Source organism: Allobosea sp. 05T433, from assembly GCF_056396065.1.
Map to the genome: position 1 here is coordinate 100,440 of NZ_JBFTKS010000009.1, position 20,524 is coordinate 120,963.

The 20,524-nt window shown below is 65.8% G+C and carries 19 protein-coding genes; 12 read left to right on the forward strand and 7 right to left on the reverse strand.

All coding sequences use genetic code 11. The annotated features are described in order from the left end of the window. Window position 1: 1 nt before the first annotated feature. From AC1DGP_RS14725 to AC1DGP_RS14740, 4 genes are all read left to right on the forward strand, one after another. The gene (locus AC1DGP_RS14725) at window positions 2-1,108 is read left to right on the forward strand and encodes a methionine ABC transporter ATP-binding protein (protein ID WP_441506352.1); all 1,107 of its coding nucleotides are present in this window, start codon (window positions 2-4) and stop codon (window positions 1,106-1,108) included. Beyond that, window positions 1,098-1,763, forward strand: coding sequence for a methionine ABC transporter permease (locus tag AC1DGP_RS14730; protein WP_441506353.1), 666 nt, complete (start codon window positions 1,098-1,100; stop codon window positions 1,761-1,763). Before AC1DGP_RS14725 ends, AC1DGP_RS14730 begins: the two co-directional genes overlap by 11 nt. 43 nt (window positions 1,764-1,806) lie before the next feature. Further along, window positions 1,807-2,607: a MetQ/NlpA family ABC transporter substrate-binding protein gene (locus tag AC1DGP_RS14735; RefSeq protein WP_441490800.1), complete on the forward strand. Its 801-nt coding sequence runs from the start codon at window positions 1,807-1,809 to the stop codon at window positions 2,605-2,607. 159 nt (window positions 2,608-2,766) lie between these two features. After that, the gene (locus tag AC1DGP_RS14740) at window positions 2,767-3,162 is read left to right on the forward strand and encodes a cupin domain-containing protein (RefSeq protein WP_441490799.1); all 396 of its coding nucleotides are present in this window, start codon (window positions 2,767-2,769) and stop codon (window positions 3,160-3,162) included. Window positions 3,163-3,303: 141 nt separating this feature from the next. On the opposite strand, the gene AC1DGP_RS14745 is transcribed toward AC1DGP_RS14740, so the two are convergent. Continuing rightward, window positions 3,304-5,505, reverse strand: a complete 2,202-nt coding sequence (locus AC1DGP_RS14745; RefSeq protein ID WP_441506354.1) for an esterase-like activity of phytase family protein — start codon at window positions 5,503-5,505, stop codon at window positions 3,304-3,306. A 217-nt stretch (window positions 5,506-5,722) separates the two neighbouring features. After that, window positions 5,723-6,124, reverse strand: coding sequence for a hypothetical protein (locus tag AC1DGP_RS14750; RefSeq protein ID WP_476832249.1), 402 nt, complete (start codon window positions 6,122-6,124; stop codon window positions 5,723-5,725). Between the two features lie 142 nt (window positions 6,125-6,266). Here AC1DGP_RS14750 and AC1DGP_RS14755 point away from each other — a divergent pair, with 142 nt between their 5' ends. Then, window positions 6,267-7,103 (forward strand): helix-turn-helix domain-containing protein, encoded by an 837-nt coding sequence (locus tag AC1DGP_RS14755; RefSeq protein WP_441506356.1) that lies wholly within the window; start codon window positions 6,267-6,269, stop codon window positions 7,101-7,103. An 89-nt stretch (window positions 7,104-7,192) separates the two neighbouring features. Then, a complete protein-coding gene (locus AC1DGP_RS14760; protein WP_043234134.1) occupies window positions 7,193-7,384 on the forward strand; it encodes a CsbD family protein in 192 nt (63 codons plus the stop codon). 75 nt (window positions 7,385-7,459) lie between these two features. On the opposite strand, the gene dnaJ is transcribed toward AC1DGP_RS14760, so the two are convergent. Next, window positions 7,460-8,599, reverse strand: coding sequence for a molecular chaperone DnaJ (gene dnaJ / locus AC1DGP_RS14765; RefSeq protein ID WP_441506357.1), 1,140 nt, complete (start codon window positions 8,597-8,599; stop codon window positions 7,460-7,462). 153 nt (window positions 8,600-8,752) lie between these two features. Further along, window positions 8,753-10,678 carry a molecular chaperone DnaK gene (dnaK, locus tag AC1DGP_RS14770; protein WP_441490793.1) on the reverse strand — a complete coding sequence of 642 codons (1,926 nt, stop codon included), beginning with the start codon at window positions 10,676-10,678 and terminating at the stop codon, window positions 8,753-8,755. A 331-nt stretch (window positions 10,679-11,009) separates the two neighbouring features. Between dnaK and AC1DGP_RS14775 the strand changes: the two genes are divergently transcribed. Further along, window positions 11,010-11,900, forward strand: coding sequence for a hypothetical protein (locus AC1DGP_RS14775; protein ID WP_441490792.1), 891 nt, complete (start codon window positions 11,010-11,012; stop codon window positions 11,898-11,900). A gap of 9 nt (window positions 11,901-11,909) precedes the next feature. On the opposite strand, the gene AC1DGP_RS14780 is transcribed toward AC1DGP_RS14775, so the two are convergent. Next, window positions 11,910-12,377, reverse strand: coding sequence for an Lrp/AsnC family transcriptional regulator (locus tag AC1DGP_RS14780; RefSeq protein ID WP_441490791.1), 468 nt, complete (start codon window positions 12,375-12,377; stop codon window positions 11,910-11,912). Between the two features lie 160 nt (window positions 12,378-12,537). Here AC1DGP_RS14780 and AC1DGP_RS14785 point away from each other — a divergent pair, with 160 nt between their 5' ends. The 5 genes from AC1DGP_RS14785 to AC1DGP_RS14805 all read left to right on the forward strand — a co-directional run bounded on the left by AC1DGP_RS14785 (window position 12,538) and on the right by AC1DGP_RS14805 (window position 18,200). Beyond that, window positions 12,538-13,563, forward strand: a complete 1,026-nt coding sequence (locus tag AC1DGP_RS14785; protein WP_476832250.1) for an ABC transporter substrate-binding protein — start codon at window positions 12,538-12,540, stop codon at window positions 13,561-13,563. Window positions 13,564-13,582: 19 nt separating this feature from the next. Next, the gene (locus AC1DGP_RS14790; RefSeq protein ID WP_441506359.1) at window positions 13,583-14,335 is read left to right on the forward strand and encodes an ABC transporter permease; all 753 of its coding nucleotides are present in this window, start codon (window positions 13,583-13,585) and stop codon (window positions 14,333-14,335) included. Next, window positions 14,323-15,087, forward strand: coding sequence for an ABC transporter ATP-binding protein (locus AC1DGP_RS14795; protein ID WP_441506360.1), 765 nt, complete (start codon window positions 14,323-14,325; stop codon window positions 15,085-15,087). Before AC1DGP_RS14790 ends, AC1DGP_RS14795 begins: the two co-directional genes overlap by 13 nt. A gap of 280 nt (window positions 15,088-15,367) precedes the next feature. Beyond that, window positions 15,368-17,539 (forward strand): protein-disulfide reductase DsbD family protein, encoded by a 2,172-nt coding sequence (locus tag AC1DGP_RS14800; RefSeq protein ID WP_441506361.1) that lies wholly within the window; start codon window positions 15,368-15,370, stop codon window positions 17,537-17,539. 22 nt (window positions 17,540-17,561) lie between these two features. Beyond that, entirely contained in the window at window positions 17,562-18,200 is a 639-nt protein-coding gene (locus AC1DGP_RS14805) for a redoxin domain-containing protein (protein WP_441506362.1), read from the forward strand. A gap of 142 nt (window positions 18,201-18,342) precedes the next feature. On the opposite strand, the gene AC1DGP_RS14810 is transcribed toward AC1DGP_RS14805, so the two are convergent. Together AC1DGP_RS14810 and nirK are read right to left on the reverse strand one after the other, a co-directional pair. Next, complete coding sequence (locus AC1DGP_RS14810) at window positions 18,343-19,224, reverse strand: formylglycine-generating enzyme family protein (RefSeq protein ID WP_441506363.1); 882 nt, start codon at window positions 19,222-19,224, stop codon at window positions 18,343-18,345. Between the two features lie 50 nt (window positions 19,225-19,274). After that, window positions 19,275-20,405, reverse strand: coding sequence for a copper-containing nitrite reductase (gene nirK, locus AC1DGP_RS14815; RefSeq protein WP_441506364.1), 1,131 nt, complete (start codon window positions 20,403-20,405; stop codon window positions 19,275-19,277). Window positions 20,406-20,524: the final 119 nt, after the last annotated feature.

Consider the following 20,524-nt stretch of genomic DNA (forward strand, 5'->3'; position numbering starts at 1 on the left):
GATGAACGCTCTCGTGAAGCCCGACGCCTTCAGCGTCGGTGCCAACCCCGTTTTCAGTCCCGAGCCGGCGATCCGGTTCGAGAATGTCGGCAAAATCTTCTCCGGCCGCTCCGGGCAAGGCGCCGTGACTGCGCTCTCGGGTATCGATCTCACCGTGCCGCGCGGCGCAATTCTCGGGGTGATCGGCCGCTCCGGCGCCGGCAAGTCCACGCTGATCCGGCTGGTCAACGGTCTGGAGCGGGCGAGTTCCGGCCGCATCCTGATCGAGGACGAGGATGTCACAGGGCTGACCGAAGCCGGTTGGCGGGCGCGGCGCCGGACGATCGGCATGATCTTCCAGCACTTCAACCTGCTCTCGTCGCGCACCGTCTTCGACAATGTCGCGCTGCCGCTTGAAATTGCAGGCGCGCCCAGGGCCGAGATCGAACGCCAGGTCACGCGGCTGCTCGATCTCGTCGGCCTGTCCGACAAGCGCGAACGCTATCCGGCCGAACTCTCCGGCGGCCAGAAGCAGCGCGTCGGTATCGCCCGCGCGCTTTCGACCGAGCCGAAGGTGCTGCTCTGCGACGAGGCGACCTCGGCGCTGGACCCCGAGACCACACAGTCGATCCTCGGCCTGCTGAAGCGGGTCAACCGCGAGCTCGGCATCACCATCCTGCTGATCACCCACGAAATTCCGGTGATCAAGGAGATCTGCGACCGCGTTGCAGTGATCGAGGGCGGGCGGATCGTCGAGGAAGGCGAGACCTTTACCGTCTTCACCCAGCCCAAGCACCCGACCACCGCGCGCTTCGTCGAGACGGTGACCGGTGTCGAACTTCCCGCCCATCTCGCCGGCCGGGTCAGGCCGGAGGCACGTCCAGGCGACAGCGCCCTGCTGCGCATCACCTTCATCGGCGAGAATGCGACGGCCCCGGTGATCAGCCGGCTGAGCTCGATCGTCGGCGTCGATGTCAACATCCTCGCCGGACGGATCGATGCCATTGCGGGCCAGCCCTTTGGCAGCCTGCTCGTCTCGGTCACGGCCCATGAGCCGGAACTCGCTGCCGTGCTCGGCGCCCTGAAGAGCCTCGAACTCAAGGCGGAGGTTATCGGCCATGTCTCCTGAACTCATCCGCCTCATCGCCCAGGCGACCGCCGACACGCTGCTCATGGTTGCGGTCGCAGCCGGGATCGGTACGCTGATCGGCCTGCCCCTCGGCGTCTTCCTGGCGACCAGCAAACGTGGTGAGCTCTTCGCCGCGCCCGCCGTCAACGCCGTGCTCGGCGTGCTCGTCAACGCCACGCGCTCGACGCCCTTCATCATCCTCGTTGTCGCGATCATCCCTTTCACCCGGCTGCTCGCCGGCACCTCGATCGGCACCAATGCTGCCATGGTCCCGCTCACCGTCGCAGCCGCCCCCTTCATCGCGCGACTGATCGAAGGCGCCATCCGCGAAGTCGATCAGGGCCTGGTCGAGGCCGCGCGCGCCATGGGGGCGAGCCCGCTGCAGATCGTGCGCAAGGTCCTGGTGCCCGAAGCACTGCCGGCGATCACACTCGGACTGACGCTGGCCATCGTCAGCCTGATCGGCTTCTCGGCCATGGTCGGCGCCGTCGGTGGCGGCGGCCTCGGCGATCTCGGCATCCGCTACGGCTACCAGCGCTTCATGCCGGACGTGATGGCCGTCGTCGTCGCCGTGCTGATCGTCCTCGTCCAGACCGTGCAGAGCATCGGCGACCGGCTTGCCCGGCGCCTCAACAAGCGCCTGCGCCACGTCTGAGCCAATCCGTCCTCAACCGTTCAAACAGCCGCAAGGAAACATCATGTCGATCAATCTGACCCGCCGCGCCGCGCTTGCCGCCTCCGGCCTCGCCCTTCTCCTCTCGGTGCCAGCCCTGGCCCAGCAGAACCAGACGCTGCGCATCGGCGTCTCGCCCGGCCCGCATGCCGAGATCCTCGAGAAGGTGAAGCCGATCGCCGCCAAGAAGGGCCTCGACATCAAGATCGTCGAGTTCTCCGACTATGTCGTACCGAACCAGGCTCTGGATGCAGGCGAGCTGGAGGCCAACTCCTTCCAGCACCAGCCCTATCTCGACAACCAGGTGAAGGACCGCGGCTACAAGCTGGTCAGCGTCGGCCTGACCGTGAACTTCCCGCTCGGGATCTATTCGTCGAAGTACAAGAGCTGGGCCGAGATTCCCGATGGTGCGACCGTCGCCATCCAGAACGACCCGACCAATGGCGGCCGCTCGCTGCTGCTGCTGCAGGACAAGGGCGTGATCAAGCTGAAGGACGGCGTCGGCGTGAAGCCGAGCGTCGCCGACATCACCGCCAATCCGAAGAAGCTGAAGATCATCGAAATCGATGCGGCGCAGGCGCCGCGCTCGCTCGCCGATGTCGGGGCCGCCTCGATCAACACGAACTACGCCGTCGACGCCAAGATCGAGCCGACCTCGGCCATCCTGCGCGAAGACCCGAAGGGCCCCTATGTCAACGTCATCGCCGTGCGCGAGGCTGACAAGGACAAGCCCTGGGTCAAGACCCTGGTCGAAGCCTATCACTCACCCGAGATCAAGGCCTTCGTCACCGAGCGCTTCAAGGGCAACGTGCTCGCTGGCTGGTGATCTCAATCGTTCCTCCCACCTGGTCACGCGATACGGCCAGGCACCTGCCCCGGATGCGCAAGCATCCGGGGTTTTTCTTTGCAGGCAAGATGGGCCGGGCCTGCGGCGGCGCAGGCGGCTATGATGGCAGCAGGATTGTCGCGATCAGAGGAGGAGATCATGCGTTGCCTGCCGCTCGCCGCCTGCGCCCTCGCCTCACTGCCGGCCGCCGCCCAAACCGAACGGCTGGCGCGCCCTGAACTCGTGCTCAAGACAGTGGTTCCGGGAATGCCGACCGGTCCCCAGCAGGAAATCAGGGTGATGACCGCCATGATCAAGCCGGGAGACAGGACACCGTTCCATACGCACCGTTTCCCGGTGACGGTCCATGTCATCGAAGGCGCCTTCACCCTGGAAATGCAGGGGCGCACGGCCGTGACAGTGAAGGCCGGCGAATCGCTGGTCGAACCGCCGAACGTCAAGATGACCGGCTACAACCGCGGCAACGAGATGCTGAAAGTGGTGATCTTCTATGTCAGCGAGCCGGACACGCCGTTCCTGGATCCGGTTCGCTAGAAACCCGGCAACGTCAAATCGTCAGACCGGACCTTCCGGTCCGACGATCCAGCCATCTGTGTTTGCGTCGTCTTTCCCGAAAACCGCAATCCGCTTTTCGGGGCGGTGCCTGAGGCCCGCTGCCGGGCGATTGCGCGTGCCTTACCGCGAGATCTTGCCGAAGGCGAAGAACTGGGTCTCGCCGGAGGAATCGTCGACACCGTCATTGTCGGTGACAACGAAGAGATTGCCAGCCTTGTCGACAGCCATGCCCTCAACCTTGTCGAGCCCATAGCCGCCAGCCTTCATCAGATCCGGCGTGAGATCGCGCAGCGGCTTCTTCTCGACGGTCGGGATGGCGGCGGCGCCGATTGCGGCCGGCGTCAGACCCTTGACCGAGAAGGTGGCCAGCGTCTTCACCGCCTTGGCGCCGAAGAGATTGTCGCGCTCGATCACGGCAAAGGTCTCGTTGCCGAGATAGGTCAACTCGGAGAGGCCCATCCAGGCACCGGCGGCCGGAGCCGTCAGCGGGTAATGCAGCACGCCCCACTGCTTGCTGGCCGGCTTGTAGGACAGGATCTTGGTCTTGCCCTTGGGATCGTCCTTCCATTCGCGCTGCACGGCAAGCCAGACGGTCTCGTCCGCGCCCTCGCCGGTCACCGTCACGCCCTCGAAGCCGAAGCGCACGGCATGCTTGTCGAGCTCTTCGGGAAGGTGGATCTCCTCCTCGATCTCACCCTTTGCGGTCGCCCGCAGCAGGATATTGCGAGTCGGCTTGTCCTTGATCTCGGGATTGCCCTCCGAAGCCAGCCAGAAGCCGCCATTGGCGCGGGTCGCGATCCCTTCCAGGTCATAGGAGGCGGGCTTGCCACCCTTGGTCACCGTCAGGCCGGCGACGATCCTGGCCGGCTTCTGCGTGGCGTCGATCTCGAGGATGCGGGACGGCGTATAGGCGCTGTCGGTCACGGCAAAGAGGCGGCCAGCTGTGCTGCCATGGGCGGCAAGTCCGGACAGCGCGCCCCAGCCGATCGGCAGACCCTCATGATCCTGCGAGACGATCGTCGGATAGGCGGCGGGGCCTTCGTTGCGCTCATAGATGGTCACTGCGGAACGGGCGCCACCCTTCTCGCCGACATCGGTCTCGGAGGCCGACACAAGGAGATTGCGCTGCGGGATGGCAAGCAGGCCTTCCGGACCGATGCCACCCGGCAGGGCCTGGAGGTAACGCGGTGCTTTCCCGGCGCCCTCGTCCTTGAAGACCAATACGAGCGAGGCGCGCTCCAGGCCGACGAAGATCAGCTTGTCATTGCCGTAGGTGCCGACCTCGATCCCTTCCGGTTCGCTGCCCTTGGCGGCCGAGCGCTTTTCCGGATAATGGCCGTGACGCATGGCGATATGGTCGACCATCGCAGCCGAATCGAACTCGATCGTGCCGTCCTTGCGGAAGATGGTGAAGCCGCGCGAGCCACCCTTCCAATCGCCTTCATTGGCGGTGACGAAGCGCTCGGTGTCGATCCAGCGCACCGCGTCCGGCTCGCGGGCGACGCCCTTGAGTTCCTCGACCGGCTTGATTTCGCCGTCGCGGGTCTTGTCGATGTTCTTCAGATCGACGGTGCCGGCGGAGAAATGGGTGACGATCTTGCCGGTCTTGGTATCGATGATGGCGAGGTGGTTGTTCTCCTGCAACGTCACCACGGCGAGGCCGTCCTGGTTGACGTCAACGAATTCCGGTTCGGGGTCGGTCGGCTCGATGGCGGCGATGCCCGTCAGGTCGATCACCTGGCGCGAGGCGCAATCGGCGCCGCCATCCTTGATGCCGACCAGGGTCAGGTTGCCGGCGGGCAGCTGCGGCAGCGCACCTTTGTTCAGCTTCTCGTCGCGCTCGTTCTCGATGACGATGGCGATCTTGCCCTTGTCCTTGGTCAGCGTAATCGAATCCGGCTGGCCGCCGAGCTCGCATTTGGCAACGACCTGCCGCGCCTTGAGATCGACCGTGGCAAGGTGCCCGGCGGGCTCCTTGAAATTGTCGCCGGAGGTGACGACCACGACGAAGGCCTTGTCGCCAAGGATCACGACCGAGGTCGGTTCGCCCTCGAGCGGAATGAAACCTGCCGGCTTCGGAGCGGAGGCCGTCGTGATGTCGATCAGGCCGAGGGCCTTCTGCTCGGCATCGGTATAGGCCAGGAGCGTTCCCGCTTCGTTGGCCGCGATGATCTCCGACACCGTCTTTTTGGACGCGTCGCGATCGGGCGGCAGGTTGAGCGGCACGGAGAAGGTCGCGACACGGTTGAACATCGGCTCGGCCAGAGCCGTGCCGCCAAGCAGGACCGAGGCGAGAGCCGCGAGAACGAGTGAGGTGCGCATGGGGCGGTCCTGTTCCGTTGGGGCAAGAAACTGTGCAGGCCGCATCAGCTATTGAGTGCGGACGACAGTTTCGTGACGCTTTCCCCGATCGGAGCCCGCGCTCCCCCATTGGGCCGCGAACAAGACGCCCACGCCACAAGATGGCTTTGCGAAAACAGCTCGACGCCCTCCGGCGGCGGCCGGAAGGCGTCGAGTTGGAGATGCCTGCTGCTTACGTTCAGGCGGCGACGGCGGTCGAGCGCTTGAAGCCGATGATCTCGAGTTCTGTGACGATCGCGACCGCTGCAGCCTGTGCCAGCACGAAGGCGATGCCGAGCCCGGTCGGCACAAACCATCCGGCAACCAGGATCAGGATGCTGTCGGCGATCCAGAGGAGGTTGATGCCAATCACCGCGTAGACGGCGAGCCGCGGCAGGGTCTCGCGACTGGAGAGGAGGGCCAGCAGCGCGGCGCAGGGGAGCAGCACCAGGCCGGCGCCGCGGAGGAAAGCCTCGGGGAAGCCGAGCAATCCGGTGAGCGGCGCAGCAGCGAAGGCGAGCAGCAGACCGGTGGCGGCGCAGGCAGCGGCATCGAGAGCAAGGGCATTGCGGAGGAAGCGCGAGGACTGGATCGAGGACATGGCGTGGTCTCCTGGGTGTGAGTCCGTTCCGGCGGCCGGCCCGGGCTGTTGATGTTGGAGCCATGCTGACGCTGTCGTGTCGGCCCGTCGATTAAGCGAGAGGTAATTGGAACGAACCGACAGCCCGGATAGGTTTCTCGCCATGAACAAGCATCATCAACCCACCGTCGGTCACCTCATCCGCGACTGGCGCCAGCTGCGCCGGCTGAGCCAACTCGACCTCGCGCTGGAAGCGGAGATCTCCCAGAAGCATCTCAGCTTCATCGAGAGCGGCCGCTCGGCGCCGAGTCGCGACATGGTTCTGCACCTGGCGGAGTATCTCGCCGTGCCGCTGCGCGAGCGTAACGCCCTGCTGCTGGCCGCGGGCTATGCCCCGGTCTATCTCGAACGGTCGCTGGAGGATCCGAGCTTGCAGGCAGCCAAGTCGGCGATCGATCTCGTGCTGAAGGGGCACGAGCCCTATCCGGCCGTCGCGGTCGACCGGCATTGGACGTTGCTTGCCGCGAATGCCGCGGTGACGCCTCTCCTCGGCCTTGTCGCGGATGCCGAGCTGCTGCGCCCACCCGTCAACGTGCTGAGGCTCAGCCTGCATCCGAGCGGGCTCGCACCCTTCATCGTCAATCTCGCGGAATGGCGAAGCCATCTGATCGCAAGGCTGAGGCAGCAGATCAGGGCGACGGCCGATCCGATCCTGGCCGATCTCCTCGTCGAGCTGCTGACCTATCCGGCGCCACTTCAGCCCGCTCGCAAGGGCCACGCGCCGGAACCCGAGGCGGAAGCTGCGATCGTCGTGCCGATGCAGCTGAAGGTCGGCGAGCAGGTGCTCTCCCTGATTTCGACGACAACCGTCTTCGGCACGCCGGTCGACATCACGCTGTCGGAACTGGCGCTGGAAACCTTCTTTCCGGCCGATGCGGCGACCGCCGAGGCGCTGCGGGCGATGGCAATCGCATCCGCGGACCGGTCCGGAGCAGCTTGAACTTTTCCGGGAACCTTTGCCCGTTCCAGCCGTTTCCTCAGCACAAGTCGCTGATACGACATGCGTTTTTTAACAGAGGAACAGGACCCATGGGCAGCACCGCGGACAAGATCAAGGGCATGGCCAACGAGGCCGCCGGCAACGTCAAGCAGGGCGTCGGCAAGGCGATGAACAAGCCGGGGCTTCAGGCCGAAGGGATTGCGCAGGAGCGCAAGGGCGAGGCCCAGCAGGCCGTTGGCAAAGCTAAGGATGCGGTCAAGAAAGTGATCGACAAGGCCTGATCTGCATCAGGCCGGCGATCTGAAAGGCGGGTGCCCCGGACGGGTCGCCCGCCTTTTCAATTGCGGGGCCCGCGCTCAGGCCGCGCCGCCGCTCATGCCGCCCAGGAACTCCTTGACGCGACCGAAGAAGCCGGCGGTTTCCGGGTGGGTTGCGCCTGAGCATTCGCGCTCGAATTCGAGCAGCAATTCGCGCTGACGCGCCGTCAGCTTCTGCGGCGTCTCGACCACGACCTCGATATAGAGATCCCCGACCTCGCGCGAGCGCAGCACGCTCATGCCCTTGCCCTTGAGCCGGAACTGCTTGCCGTTCTGCGTGCCCTCGGGAATCTTGACGCGTGCCTTCTCGCCCGTCAGCGTCGGGACTTCGATCTCGCCGCCGAGAGCAGCCGAGGTGAGGCCAAGCGGCACCCGGCAGAACAGATCGGCCCCGTCGCGCTGGAAGATCGCGTGCGGCTTGATCGACAGGAAGATGTAGAGGTCGCCCGCCGGCCCGCCGCGCAGGCCAGCCTCGCCCTCACCGGCAAGCCGGATGCGTGTGCCATCCTCGACGCCGGCCGGAATGTTGACCGACAGCGTGCGCTCGCGAGTGACGCGCCCGGCGCCCGAGCAGTTCTTGCAGGGGTCGTCGATGACTTCGCCGCGCCCGTTGCAGGTCGGGCAGGTGCGCTCCACCGAGAAGAAGCCCTGATTGGCGCGCACGCGGCCATGGCCGCCGCAGGTCGGGCACTGGCGCGACGTCGAGCCCGGCTTGGCGCCGGTCCCGGAGCAGGATTCGCAGGCAATCGAGGTCGGCACGCGGATCGAGGCGCTTTTGCCGGCGAAGGCGTCCTCCAGCCCGATTTCGAGATTGTAGCGGAGATCGGCACCGCGCTCGCGGCCATTGGCACCGCGCGGTCCACCGCGGCCCCGCGCATCGCCGAAGAAGGAATCGAAGATGTCCGACATGAAGTCGGAGAAATCGGCCCCGCCGCCGGCACCACCGCCGCCATTCTCGAAGGCCTGGTGGCCGTAGCGGTCATAGGCGCCGCGCTTCTGGCCGTCGGCCAGGACCTGATAGGCCTCGTTCAGCTCCTTGAACTTGGCCTCGGCCCCCTTGTCGCCGGGATGGCGATCGGGATGGCATTGCATCGCGAGCTTGCGGAAAGCACTCTTGAGCTCCGCCTCGTTAGCCGTCTTCGAGACGCCGAGGATCTCGTAGTAGTCGCGTTTGGACATCAAACAGCCACCCCTTCGTTCTTCTCGGCATCATGGCCGGGGGAACCCGGCCATGTTCGTCAGAAGAACGACATTTCCCTTGCAAGAGGCCCTTCCCGAACGAGATGGCCGGGGCGAGCCCGGCCAGGTCGTCGTGGAGAGGTCAGAGCGCGATCAGGCGCTCTTCTTCTTGTCGTTCTTGTCGTCGCTGACATCCTTGAAGTCGGCGTCGATGACGTCGTCCTTCTTGGCGTCGGCATGCTCTTCGCCGCCTTCAGCCGTGGCACCCTCGGCCTGGCTCGCCGCATACATGGCTTCACCGAGCTTCATCGAGGCCTGCATCAGGTCGGTCGTGCGCGAGGTGATCGCCTCGACATTCTCTTCGGCCAGCGCGGCCTTGAGCGCGTCCAGTGCGGTCTCGATCGCTGACTTGTCGGCGGCAGAAACCTTGTCGCCATAGTCCTTCAGCGACTTCTCGGTGGAGTGCACCAGGCTCTCGCCCTGGTTCTTGGCTTCCACCAGCTCGCGACGCTTCTTGTCCTCGGCGGCATTCGCCTCGGCGTCCTTCACCATCTTCTGGATGTCGGCCTCGGAGAGACCACCGGAAGCCTGGATGCGGATCTGCTGCTCCTTGTTGGTGGCCTTGTCCTTCGCCGTCACCGAGACGATGCCGTTGGCGTCGATGTCGAAGGTCACCTCGATCTGCGGCATGCCGCGCGGCGCCGGCGGGATGCCCATCAGGTCGAACTGGCCGAGCATCTTGTTGTCGGCAGCCATCTCGCGCTCGCCCTGGAAGACCCGGATCGTCACCGCGCCCTGGTTGTCCTCGGCGGTCGAAAAGACCTGGCTCTTCTTGGTCGGGATCGTGGTGTTGCGGTCGATCAGGCGGGTGAACACGCCGCCGAGCGTCTCGATGCCGAGCGAGAGCGGGGTCACGTCGAGCAGCAGCACGTCCTTGACGTCGCCCTGCAGCACGCCGGCCTGGATCGCGGCGCCAATGGCGACGACCTCGTCCGGATTGACGCCCTTATGCGGCTCCTTGCCGAAGAACTGCTTCACCACCTCCTGGACCTTCGGCATGCGGGTCATGCCGCCGACGAGAACGACCTCGTCGATCTGGCCCGCCGAAAGACCGGCATCCTTGAGCGCCTTGCGGCAGGGCTCGATGGTGCGCTGGATCAGATCGTCGACCAGGCTCTCGAACTTGGCGCGCGAGAGCTTGATGGCGAGGTGCTTCGGCCCGGAGGCGTCGGCAGTGATGTAGGGCAGGTTGATTTCGGTCTGCGCGGCGCTGGAAAGCTCGATCTTGGCCTTCTCGGCAGCTTCCTTCAGGCGCTGCAGGGCGAGCTTGTCCTTCTTCAGGTCGATGCCCTGCTCGCGCTTGAACTCGTCCGCAAGGTACTCGACCAGGCGCATGTCGAAGTCTTCGCCACCCAGGAAGGTGTCGCCATTGGTCGACTTCACCTCGAAGACGCCGTCGCCGATCTCGAGGATCGAGACGTCGAAGGTGCCGCCGCCGAGGTCATAGACCGCGATCGTGCCGGTGGTCTTCTTGTCCAGGCCATAGGCGAGCGCAGCCGCGGTCGGCTCGTTGATGATACGCAGCACCTCGAGGCCGGCGATGCGACCGGCATCCTTCGTGGCCTGACGCTGGGCGTCGTTGAAATAGGCGGGAACGGTGATGACCGCCTGCGTGACCGGCTGCCCGAGATAGGCCTCGGCGGTCTCCTTCATCTTGGTCAGGGTGAAGGCGGAAATCTGCGAGGGCGAATAGTCCTTGCCGTCAGCCTCGACCCAGGCATCGCCCGTCGGGGCCTTCTTGATCCGGTAAGGGACAAGATTCATGTCCTTCTTCGTCATCGGATCCTCAAAGGTCCGACCGATCAGGCGCTTGATGGCGAAGAAAGTGCGCTCCGGATTGGTGACGGCCTGACGCTTGGCCGGCTGGCCGACAAGCCGCTCGCCGTCATCGGTAATGGCGACGATGGAGGGCGTGGTGCGCGCGCCCTCGGAATTCTCGATAACCTTCGGTGTAGTGCCTTCCATCACGGCAACGCAGGAGTTCGTCGTGCCGAGGTCGATACCAATAACTTTACCCATGGACGGGATCCCTTTCGATTAGCAGATCGCCGACCGGCKACGCATTTCGCACCGCCTGCCGGCCCATGGACCGGCCCGCCCCCGCCTTACGCGGCAAACGGAACCGGCATTCCACGTTTCGCGGTCGTCAAACCGCCTCTTGGCGGCGTATATAGTGAGGGTGTTCCCGCCCTTGCAAGACACGGAGCCGGATTAAGAATCGGCAACCGCGCGCGTCACGCGGGGAGACGTCGCGGCCGCATCATTGCCAAGCAGTGTTGCGCCAATGCTCTTGCACGCGTTCGCTCGCCAATTCATGCAGAAGATTGCGTTTACCATTTCACGGCACCCGATGCTGACCAGACCCGGCCGCATAGCCCTCAAGATCTTCGCGATGCTGGCTGCAGCCGGTTCGGGTGGGCTTGCCCAGGCTCAGCCGATGCAATTGCCGGGCGCGCAACCCTTCAATCCGCCGGGCGCACATCAGGCGGCGCCCCCCGGCACGGGCGGACCGGCCAAGCCGCACACCCCGTCGATGCCGGCCATCAAGCTGCCGACCGAGGAAGGGATCATCGGCCGCGTGCTCCGGCAGAATGGCGGCGCCGGCGAAGCGGTCTTCGAGAAGACACCGACCGGCTTTGGCCTCAAGCTCAACGCTGCCGGCTTCCAGCCCGGCAACCTGACCGAGCCCTGTGCCATTTCCTTCGGCGATACGCCGCTGCCGGTGACATCGCTCGGCAAGCCGGCCGGTGTGCCACGCTACAAGCTGGAGGCCTCGGCCTGCCCGATCGTGTTCGATGTCCTGGAGGGCGCCTTTCTGGTGGTCGAGCCGGAGCAACCCTGCGTGATCGAGGCAGCCGCCTGCCGGATCGATCCGCGAGGCCTCTGGGGCCCTGATGCACGCACCCTCTCGGCGCGGGCCAAGGAGATCGAATCCGAACGCGGCAGGGCGGAGCGCGCGGTGCGCGAGGGCTTTCGCGCGCTTGCAGCCAAGGGCGATCTCAGCACGCAGCGCAGCATCGCGCGGGAACAGGCCGGGTTCACCTCCGAGCGTGAGCTGACCTGCCGTGATTTCCAGCGCGAAGGCTCGCTCGGTTTCTGCGCCGCGCGCATCACAGAGGCCAAGGCTGCCGCAATCCGTGCCCGCCTCGGCCTGCCCGAACCCAAGCCCGAACGGCCCAAGCCGGCGCGACCGGCCGTGGCCCGCCCGGTCGCGCCGGCGGTTGCCGTTCCGACCCAGTAAGCCCGGCCCTTACACTTTCGGCAGGTCCGGAACCTTGTAGGCCGTGGTCGCCTTGATCCGTTCCATCGCGAAGCGGGAGGTGACGTTCTTCAGCGGAATCGTCTCGATCAGCCGCTTATAGAACCCGTCATAGGCCGCCATGTCGGCAACCACCACGCGCAGCATGTAGTCGACATCGCCGGCCATCCGGTAGAACTCCATGACCTCCGGCATCGACGCGACCATCTGCGCGAATTTTTCCAGCCAGGGACCGGAATGGTCGGCGGTCTCGATCTGGACGAAGACCGTGAGCCCGAGTCCGATCTTCTCCGGCGCCACCAGCGCGACACGCTTGGTGATGACGCCCGTCGCCTCCAGCCGCTGAATCCGCTTCCAGCAGGGGGTCTGCGAGAGGCCGACGCGATCGGCCAGCTCGGCGATCGAGATGTTCGCATCACCTTGCAGGACAGTCAGGATTTTCCGGTCGATCGCATCCATTCTCTCAGCCCATCAATTGGAGAACTAATTTCCTATTGAATTGGGAATCTAGAGAAAAATCATCTTTTCGATGCCCGCATCTTGCTTTCAGATAGAAAATCCTTTTCTCAATCTGTCAACCGGCGTTCTCGCCGGACCGATTTTCACGAAGGATGGATCGATGGATCGCCGCCATTTTCTGCTCGCCGGCTCTTCGCTTCTCGCGAGCACTCCCCTTGCCGGCGCTGCATGGGCCCAGAGCGGCGTGACAGCCCGTGTCGGCTACATCCCGGTCATCGGCACGGCGCCCGTCTTCGTTGCCAATGGCGAAGGCTGGCTCAAGGAGGCCGGCATCAATGCCGCCTTCACGGTTTTCGAATCCGGTCCGAACATGATCCAGGCCCTGGCCTCGGGCACGATCGACCTCTATGTCGCGGGTATCGCGCCACTTGCCGTCGCCCGCTCGCGCGGCGTCGACATTCGCGTCGTGGCCGCAACTGCGATTGCCGAGAACGTCTTCGTGGCAGCTCCCGCGCTCGCCAAGTTCTTTACGTCCGGCACCGCACCGGCTGCGGCCTTCGAGGCGCATAGGGCCGCCACCGGAAAACCGGCCCGGCTTGCGACCCAGCCCGCCGGCTCGGTGCCCAACACCACCCTGCAATATTGGCTCTGGGAGGTCGCCAAGGCCGACAAGGCCGATGTCGAGGTCGTGCCCATGGGCATCGACGCGACACAGCAGGCCGTGCTCGCTGCAGCTGTCGAGGGCGCGATCGTGCGCGAGCCGGCGCTGTCGATCATCCAGACCCGCAATCCCGGCATCAAGCTGATTGCCGGCGGCGAGGAGCTGTTCCCCGGCCAGCCCGGGACCGTGGTCGCAGCATCAGGCGATTTCGTGACCAAGAATCCGGACGCCGTGCAGAAGCTGGTGACGAGCCTGGTGCGTGCCGCCGCTCTGATCGCCAAGGACCCCGACAAGGCTGCCCCGCATGTCGGCGCCGCGCTTGGCAAGGGCATCGTCGACCCGGCCCTGATCCGACAGGCGCTGACCTCGCCCGCCAGCAAGTTCCAGATCGATCCGCGCGTCATCATCGAGCCGTCGCGTGCCATGCAGGCCTATCAGGTCAAGCTCGGCTCGCTCGAGAAGGAACTGCCTTTCGACGGCCTGTTCGAGACCCAGTATTACGAGCGCGCCATCAAAACCCTCTGACAGAATCCGGCGGCTGATCTTGACCTCGCTCAGGGCTCCGGCCCTCGCCTTTGCAGGCCTCCTCGCCTTCCTGCTGCTCTGGGAGGCGATCCCTCATTTCGGGCTGGTGAACCCAGCCTTCCTGCCTGGCCCGTCTGCCTTGCCGAAGGCATTCTGGCGCGAAGTGACCTCGGGCGCGTGGTTGTCGGCGATCGGCGGCTCGCTCGGCCATTATTTCACGGGCCTCATCGTCGGCGCCGGCCTCGGCATTGCCACTGGCGTGCTCGTCGGCATGTCGCGCACCGCGGACGAAGCCACGGCCTGGGTCGTGCGCGTGCTTCGGCCGATTCCCGGCCTCGCCTGGGTGCCCTTCGCCATCATCTGGTTCGGGGTCAATCCCTCGGCGGCGGTCTTCATCATCGCCATCGGCGTGTTCTGGATCGTCTTCTTTGCGGCACAGGGCGCGATCCGCGGCGTCGATCGTGACCTGATCGAGGTCGCGGATGCGTTTGGTTTCCGATCGGCCTGGCAGCGTCTGAGCAAGATCCTGCTGCCGGCCGCAATGCCCGGCATTCTGGTCGGCGTCCGCACCGCGCTTGGCCAGGCCTGGATGGCGGTGGTCGCCGCCGAGATCTTTGGTGTCGCCGGCGTCGGGCAGCGCATGATGCAGGCCTCCAGCCTGCTCGCGACCGACATCGTGGTGATCTACATGCTGACCATGGCCGCGCTTTACGGCCTGCTCGACACCGCCTTCGTCGCTTTCCAGGGATGGGTGCTGCGATGGAAAGCGTGATCGACATCAAGGCCCTGTCGCTGACCTTCACCCGCGACGGGGAAGCGACCGAGGTGCTGCACAAGCTTGACCTCCAGGTCGCGCGCGGCGAATTCCTCGCCATTGTCGGCCCATCCGGCGTCGGCAAGTCGACCCTGCTGCGCGTCATCGCCGGGCTCGCCAAACCGAGCGGCGGCGAGGTCATCTTCCATGCCAGGGACCGGACCCGCCGGCCGGTCGCGCTGGTCTTCCAGGATTCGCGCCTGCTGCCCTGGCGCAAGGTGATCTCCAATGTCGGCTTTGGGCTCGAGGGGCGGGCCTCGCGCCCTGCGCGGCTCAAGCAGGCTCAGGAGATGCTCGATCTCGTGGGGCTCGGTCAGCTCGCACAGCGCTGGCCCCACCAGCTCTCGGGCGGCCAGCGCCAACGCGTTTCGCTGGCGCGCGCGCTCGCGGTCGAGCCGGAAATCCTGCTGATGGACGAGCCCTTCTCGGCACTGGACGCACTGACGCGCGAAACCCTGCAGGACGAGCTGATCCGCGTCTGGCAAAGCACCGGCAAGACCGTGCTCTTCGTCACACACGACATCGACGAGGCTGCCTATCTCGCCGACCGCGTCGTCGTGCTCTCGGGCGCACCCGGCCAGATCATCGCCGAGCATCGGATCGCCGCTCCGCGCCCGCGCCGCCGCGGGGCCGCCGCCGAGACCGAGATCGTGCGGGCCGTGCGCCGCGGACTTGGCGCCGATATCGTCGCGGATGGCGCAGCGATCTGATCGCCGGTCACACCACGTCGTGATTCCAGCCGACGCGCAGCGCAGCCTCGGACACCCTCCCGGGCGCCGGGAGCGATGATCGCGTCCGGAACGGCGGCGCTGCGCGGCTCGTCCGGAATGGTGACGCTCCCGTGCGCGGGGCGACATCATAGCGCGGGGCATCCTTGCGCCTGACGCCCGAAGAAGGCCCTGCTCACGCGCTATCACCGGCTTGTCATTGGCGCGCAGCGCCAATCTGGGGCAGGTGAGCTGAGGCCTTTACGATTTGATGACGGAAAACATGGTCGAGCGCATTACAAACGGCTTGCTGCGGCGGGGCCTTCTCATCCTCGCACTGCTCCTGCCCGGCGCCGCCCTTGCCGCCGAATCTGCTGCGGTCACCAGCCCCCGCGTCACTGCGACCCTGCTCTCCAGCCGCGACGTCGTTGCGCCCGGCGAGCGCTTCCAGGTCGCGCTCAGCCAGAAGATCGCCAAGGGCTGGCACACATACTGGGCCAATCCCGGCGATTCCGGCGAACCGACGCGGATCGAGTGGACATTGCCCGCAGGCTTCAGCGTCGGTGCGATCCAATGGCCGGCGCCGAAGGCGCTCCCGGTCGAGCCGCTCGTCAATTTCGGCTTCGGCGATGCCGTGCTGCTGCCGGTGGAGATCACCGTTCCCGAAGGCGCACAGCCGGGCGAGCGCCTTGCCCTCAAGGCGAACGCGACCTGGCTGGTCTGCGAAAAAATCTGCATCCCCGAGGAAGGCTCCTTCACGCTCGACCTCAAGGTCGGCCCGGCCCCGGTCGCCGATGAGGCGGCACAGTCGCGGATCGATGCGGCCCGCGCCGCGCTGCCGCAACCTGCCGATTTCCGGGCGAAGCTGACCCAGGACGGCGATGCGCTCGCCCTCGCGCTGCCGGGCCTCGGGCAGCCCGTCGAGGAGCTGCGCTACTTCCCGCTGCTCGAGACCTTGATCGAGCACGCAGCCCCGCAGACCGCGACGAACACTGCCGCCGGCACGGTCTTGCAACTTGCCCGCTCCAGCTCGTTCAAGGTCGGCGAGACCGAGCTCAGCGGGGTCATCACCTATCGCGAGGCCGGCGTGCCGCGCGCGCTGAGCCTGATGGCCGATGTCGAGCCTGCGCTGGTCAATTCCACCACGGCGCCGCAAGCGGCCCAGGCCCCGGCCGTGGTGCGCGTCGCCGCAGCGCCCGAAAGCAACCTGACGCTCTGGGCGGCACTGGCCTTCGCCTTCGCCGGCGGCCTGATCCTCAACCTGATGCCCTGCGTGCTGCCGGTGCTGTTCATCAAGGCGCTCGGCTTCGCGCAGGCCGCGCAGGCGAGCCGCGCCGAGGTGCGCGAGCAGGGTCTGCTTTTCCTTTGCGGCGTCCTTACCAGCTTCATCATCCTTGCCGGCGCGGTGATCGCGCTGGCAGCGCTCGGCACCAGCATCGGCTGGGGGTTCCAGCTGCAATCGCCGCCCGTCGTGATCGCGCTGGCGGTCATCATGGTGCTGATCGGCCTCAACCTGCTCGGCGCATTCGAAATCGGCGGCTCCGTCCAGGGTGCCGGACATGGGCTTGCCTCCAGCGGCGGACGCTTGGGCGCCTTCATGACCGGGGCGCTCGCCGTCATCGTCGCGACGCCGTGCACCGCCCCCTTCATGGGCGCGGCGATGGGATATGCCGTGACGCAACCGCCGCAGATCGCGCTTGCGGTCTTCCTGGCGCTGGCGCTCGGCTTTGCCGCGCCGGTGGTCCTCCTGTCCTTCGCTCCCGGCTGGCTGCGTCTGCTGCCCAAGCCCGGCCGCTGGATGGTCATCCTCAAGCAGGCCTTTGCCTTCCCGATGTTCGCGACTGCGACCTGGCTGGTCTGGGTCGCCTCCGTCCAGGCCGGCCCCGGCGGCGTGCTTGCCGCTCTGGCTGCGATCCTCGCCGCCGGCTTCCTCGTCTGGCTGCTCGGCCTCGGCCGCAGTGCTGGCGGGCGGACCCGAGTCGCCCTGTCGGCTCTCGCCCTGTTCGTCGCCGTCAGCGCCGGGGCCTTCGTGCTGCAGAGTGCCGTTCCAAGCGCGACGGACGCAGCACGGGCCGGCGACATCGAGCCCTGGTCTCCCGAGCGCGTCGCCGCGCTGCAAGCGGAAGGGCGTCCCGTTTTCGTCAACTTCACCGCGGCCTGGTGCATCACCTGCCTTGCCAATGAGCGGGTCGCGCTGGTCCGGCAGGAGGTCAAGGACACCTTTGCCAAGCTGAACGTCGCCTATCTCAAGGCCGACTGGACCAACCGCAATGCCACCATCGCAGCCGCACTTGCCGAGCACGGCCGGGCCGGCGTGCCGCTCTACCTGTTCTATCCCGGCACGAAGGGCGCGCCGCCCGAAATCCTGCCGCAACTCCTGACGACCGACATGCTGGTCGAGGCCGCCGGCCGTGCCGCCGGCAAAGAGGCGAGGACCGCGCAGAACCGACCCTGATCCTGGGAAGACGGAGGCAGACATGACAGCTGTGACACGTCAGAGGTTCATCGCAGGCTTGGTCCTTGCGGGCCTCACCCTCGCAGCGGCCCCGGCGCTCGCGCAGAGCGGCCCGCGGATCGGTGCGCCGGCCCCCGCCTTCTCGGCGCTCGATGTCGACGGCCGGACCCGGTCGCTCCCGGAATTCGCGGGCAAGACCGTGATCCTGGAATGGACCAATCACGACTGCCCCTATGTCCGCAAACACTACAACAGCGGCACCATGCAGAGCCTGCAGCGCGATATGACGAAGGAAGGCATCGTCTGGCTGAGCGTCGTCTCCTCACCGCCGGGTGAGCAGGGCTATGTCACGGCCGCCCAGGCCAAGGGGCTGACCGCCTCGCGCAACGCCGCCCCCAGCGACCTGTTGCTCGACCCCAAGGGCACCATGGGCCGCGCCTATCGCGCGCAGACCACGCCGCATCTGTACATCATCGATGGCAAGGGCACGCTGGTCTATGCGGGCGCGATCGACGACAAGCCCTCGGCCAGCGCCGCCAGCCTGAACGGCGCCAAGAGCTATGTGCGCCAGGCAGTCGCCGAAATGAAGGCCGGCAAACCGATCTCAGAAGCCACAACCAAGGCCTATGGCTGCGCGATCAAGCTCGCCCCGCTGAACTGACAGCAGCGAGCGCCGCCTCCGCACTGTCGCGGTGCCGCCGATCCACCTATGTCGAGGTCAGCGCGGCATGGTGCCTGATCGGCCGCATCGACGATCGGATCCCTGGTCCGGCCGGCGCTTAGGGCGTCTCCTTGAGCGTCGCCTATCTCGCGACCAGCTGGACCAGCCCCAAGACAAAGCTCCATCCGGGCCGGGAAACGTCGTCACGTACGAGCCGGAAGCCGAGATTGCTCGGAGGCGTGCCGGATGCGCAGCCGCCGGCGCGCGCATCGCGAACGAAATCCGCCATGTAGGCCCGATGGCGGCCCTCAACGACGCGAACCCCGCAATTGGCCAGGACAGCCGTCCTTGCCCCCGTAGCAGCGACGGCGATGCGCTGAAAACAGGTGTCGGTCCATTCCCAGACATTGCCGGCCAAATCGAGAAGGCCATTCTCGTTCGCGCCGAAACTTCCAATCGGTTGTGGCGCCTTTGCGACTGTCGTCACGCGGCTCGCGTCCCTGTCATAGATCGCAAGCGCTCGCTGGCCGGGGTCGCCGCCACTGAGGTTTTCCGGCAGGGCGTCGTCGTGGAATCGGCTCGCGGCTGCATAGGCCCACTCGCCGTCCGTCGGTAGCCGGAACGTCGCCCCCGTCTCGCGTGACAACCAGGACGCATAGGCCTGAGTATCCCGCCAGCTCACTCCGACGACGGGACGGTCAACGGCAGCAGCGTCGGTGCCCGCCATCGGGCACGCTCGGGCTTTGACGCAGCGCAGATAATCCGCGACCGTGACCTGATTTTTCATCACAGCCAGCGGCCTGTCGACAGCAACCGCCACAATCGGCGCGATGATCGGCTTCCCGTCCCGCAAGAACTCGCCGCTGGCACGGTAACGGAATGTACCGGACCGCAGTTCCACGAGCTCCGGGAACGGCGCACGTGCTGTCGCCGATCCGGTGCCATATCCCGGCGCAAGGGCCGAGATCGCGATGGGCGCCAGCGCCGCGCTGGCCAGGGCCATGAGTTTGAACGCGGACAGCATGATGCCTCCCGAGGCGGCCGTCCGACGGCCCTAGGCGGGTGATGGTCAGATCATTTATGCGCGACGTTGCTCACAATCGGTTCGGGCGCCTTTACCTGGGTCATCAGGTCATCATTCCATTGACCCTCGACCCTGAAATGGGCTGTCGCACCAAGTTCGAAGGCCTCGATCATGTTGTGGTTCACGTATCCGACAATGCCGGGCTGAAGGAATTTGGTGAGCGCCGCGCCCGCGGATCCGCCCCGAATGAACCAGGTTTCGAGATTGGTCTCGGGAGGATTCGAGAACTTGCCGGTCTCCCAGACATAGTCTCCGAACCCGCCGACCAGATGTGGACGTGTGTCGCGGCTTGCCTGGGAATGCACGATCAGCACGTTCTCACCGACCTTTGCGGGCATCGCGTTCTTGCCCGTCAGGGCTCCGACCGCGCCGTTGAACACGACGTGACTTGGCACCAGCTTTCGCATGACCTCCATCGTGTCCATGTAGGCGTCGCCATGCGTGTCGTAGTGCTTGAATTTGCCCTTCTCGTCGCGCGGAACGTAATAATCATGCTCGCCGATGTAGTAGACGCGATCGTAGTGAAGCGGCCGTCCGGCCGCATCCTTGAGGCCGTCCCGCGGCAGCACCATCACGGCGCCGCTCATGCCCGAGGTGATATGCCAGGGGGTCATGGCACCTGGGATGCAGTGATAAGCGAACACACCCGTCCGGGTGGCCTTCCAGCGCAGCACGGTCTGCTCCCCGGGGTTGATCAAGGTCAGATCGGCACCGCCTGATGCGCCCGCAGCAGCATGGAAGTCGATATTGTGCGCCATCGAGTTGGTGTCGGGATTGGCAAGCGTCACCTCGACATAATCACCCTCGTGCACGACAAAAAGCGGCCCAGGGATCGACCCGTTGAAGGTCATGGCCTGCAACGTGGTGCCCTCTTCGTCGATAACGATCTTCTTCTCCTCGACCCAGAGCCTGAACTCCATGATCCTTGGGCCCAGCTTGGTCGCCTGCTCGTGAGGATGAACGAAGGGCGGTGCGACGAACTCGACCTTCTGTCGCGGCAGATCGAGCACCTGAGCCGATGCTGGAGCGACCAGCGCCCCGGCCAGGAATGCGGCGCCCCTGAGGGCGGCACGTCGGGAGATGGTGGCCTTACCATCGGCAATCTCGAATGCCTGTCCCATGGCCATCCCCCCTTGAGCACCATTCATTCGAAAGGATACCGGCGGTGCAATCGTGGAACTACGGACCAAGGTCGAAGAGCATTCGGGCGGTAGGTCTTGCAGCCCTTTGGCCGTGGCGC

What these genes read in the sequence shown, in the direction of transcription:
- AC1DGP_RS14730 (WP_441506353.1), top strand. Translation starts at nt 1,098, where the DNA reads ATGTCTCCTGAACTCATCCGCCTCATCGCCCAGGCGACCGCCGACACG.
- AC1DGP_RS14760 (WP_043234134.1), top strand. Translation starts at nt 7,193, where the DNA reads ATGGGCAGCACCGCGGACAAGATCAAGGGCATGGCCAACGAGGCCGCC.
- AC1DGP_RS14745 (WP_441506354.1), bottom strand. Translation starts at nt 5,505, where the DNA reads ATGCGCACCTCACTCGTTCTCGCGGCTCTCGCCTCGGTCCTGCTTGGC.
- AC1DGP_RS14740 (WP_441490799.1), top strand. Translation starts at nt 2,767, where the DNA reads ATGCGTTGCCTGCCGCTCGCCGCCTGCGCCCTCGCCTCACTGCCGGCC.
- AC1DGP_RS14780 (WP_441490791.1), bottom strand. Translation starts at nt 12,377, where the DNA reads ATGGATGCGATCGACCGGAAAATCCTGACTGTCCTGCAAGGTGATGCG.
- AC1DGP_RS14735 (WP_441490800.1), top strand. Translation starts at nt 1,807, where the DNA reads ATGTCGATCAATCTGACCCGCCGCGCCGCGCTTGCCGCCTCCGGCCTC.
- AC1DGP_RS14725 (WP_441506352.1), top strand. Translation starts at nt 2, where the DNA reads ATGAACGCTCTCGTGAAGCCCGACGCCTTCAGCGTCGGTGCCAACCCC.
- dnaJ (WP_441506357.1), bottom strand. Translation starts at nt 8,599, where the DNA reads ATGTCCAAACGCGACTACTACGAGATCCTCGGCGTCTCGAAGACGGCT.
- dnaK (WP_441490793.1), bottom strand. Translation starts at nt 10,678, where the DNA reads ATGGGTAAAGTTATTGGTATCGACCTCGGCACGACGAACTCCTGCGTT.
- AC1DGP_RS14795 (WP_441506360.1), top strand. Translation starts at nt 14,323, where the DNA reads ATGGAAAGCGTGATCGACATCAAGGCCCTGTCGCTGACCTTCACCCGC.
- AC1DGP_RS14810 (WP_441506363.1), bottom strand. Translation starts at nt 19,224, where the DNA reads ATGCTGTCCGCGTTCAAACTCATGGCCCTGGCCAGCGCGGCGCTGGCG.
- AC1DGP_RS14785 (WP_476832250.1), top strand. Translation starts at nt 12,538, where the DNA reads ATGGATCGCCGCCATTTTCTGCTCGCCGGCTCTTCGCTTCTCGCGAGC.
- AC1DGP_RS14750 (WP_476832249.1), bottom strand. Translation starts at nt 6,124, where the DNA reads ATGTCCTCGATCCAGTCCTCGCGCTTCCTCCGCAATGCCCTTGCTCTC.
- AC1DGP_RS14755 (WP_441506356.1), top strand. Translation starts at nt 6,267, where the DNA reads ATGAACAAGCATCATCAACCCACCGTCGGTCACCTCATCCGCGACTGG.
- AC1DGP_RS14800 (WP_441506361.1), top strand. Translation starts at nt 15,368, where the DNA reads ATGGTCGAGCGCATTACAAACGGCTTGCTGCGGCGGGGCCTTCTCATC.
- AC1DGP_RS14775 (WP_441490792.1), top strand. Translation starts at nt 11,010, where the DNA reads ATGCTGACCAGACCCGGCCGCATAGCCCTCAAGATCTTCGCGATGCTG.
- AC1DGP_RS14805 (WP_441506362.1), top strand. Translation starts at nt 17,562, where the DNA reads ATGACAGCTGTGACACGTCAGAGGTTCATCGCAGGCTTGGTCCTTGCG.
- nirK (WP_441506364.1), bottom strand. Translation starts at nt 20,405, where the DNA reads ATGGGACAGGCATTCGAGATTGCCGATGGTAAGGCCACCATCTCCCGA.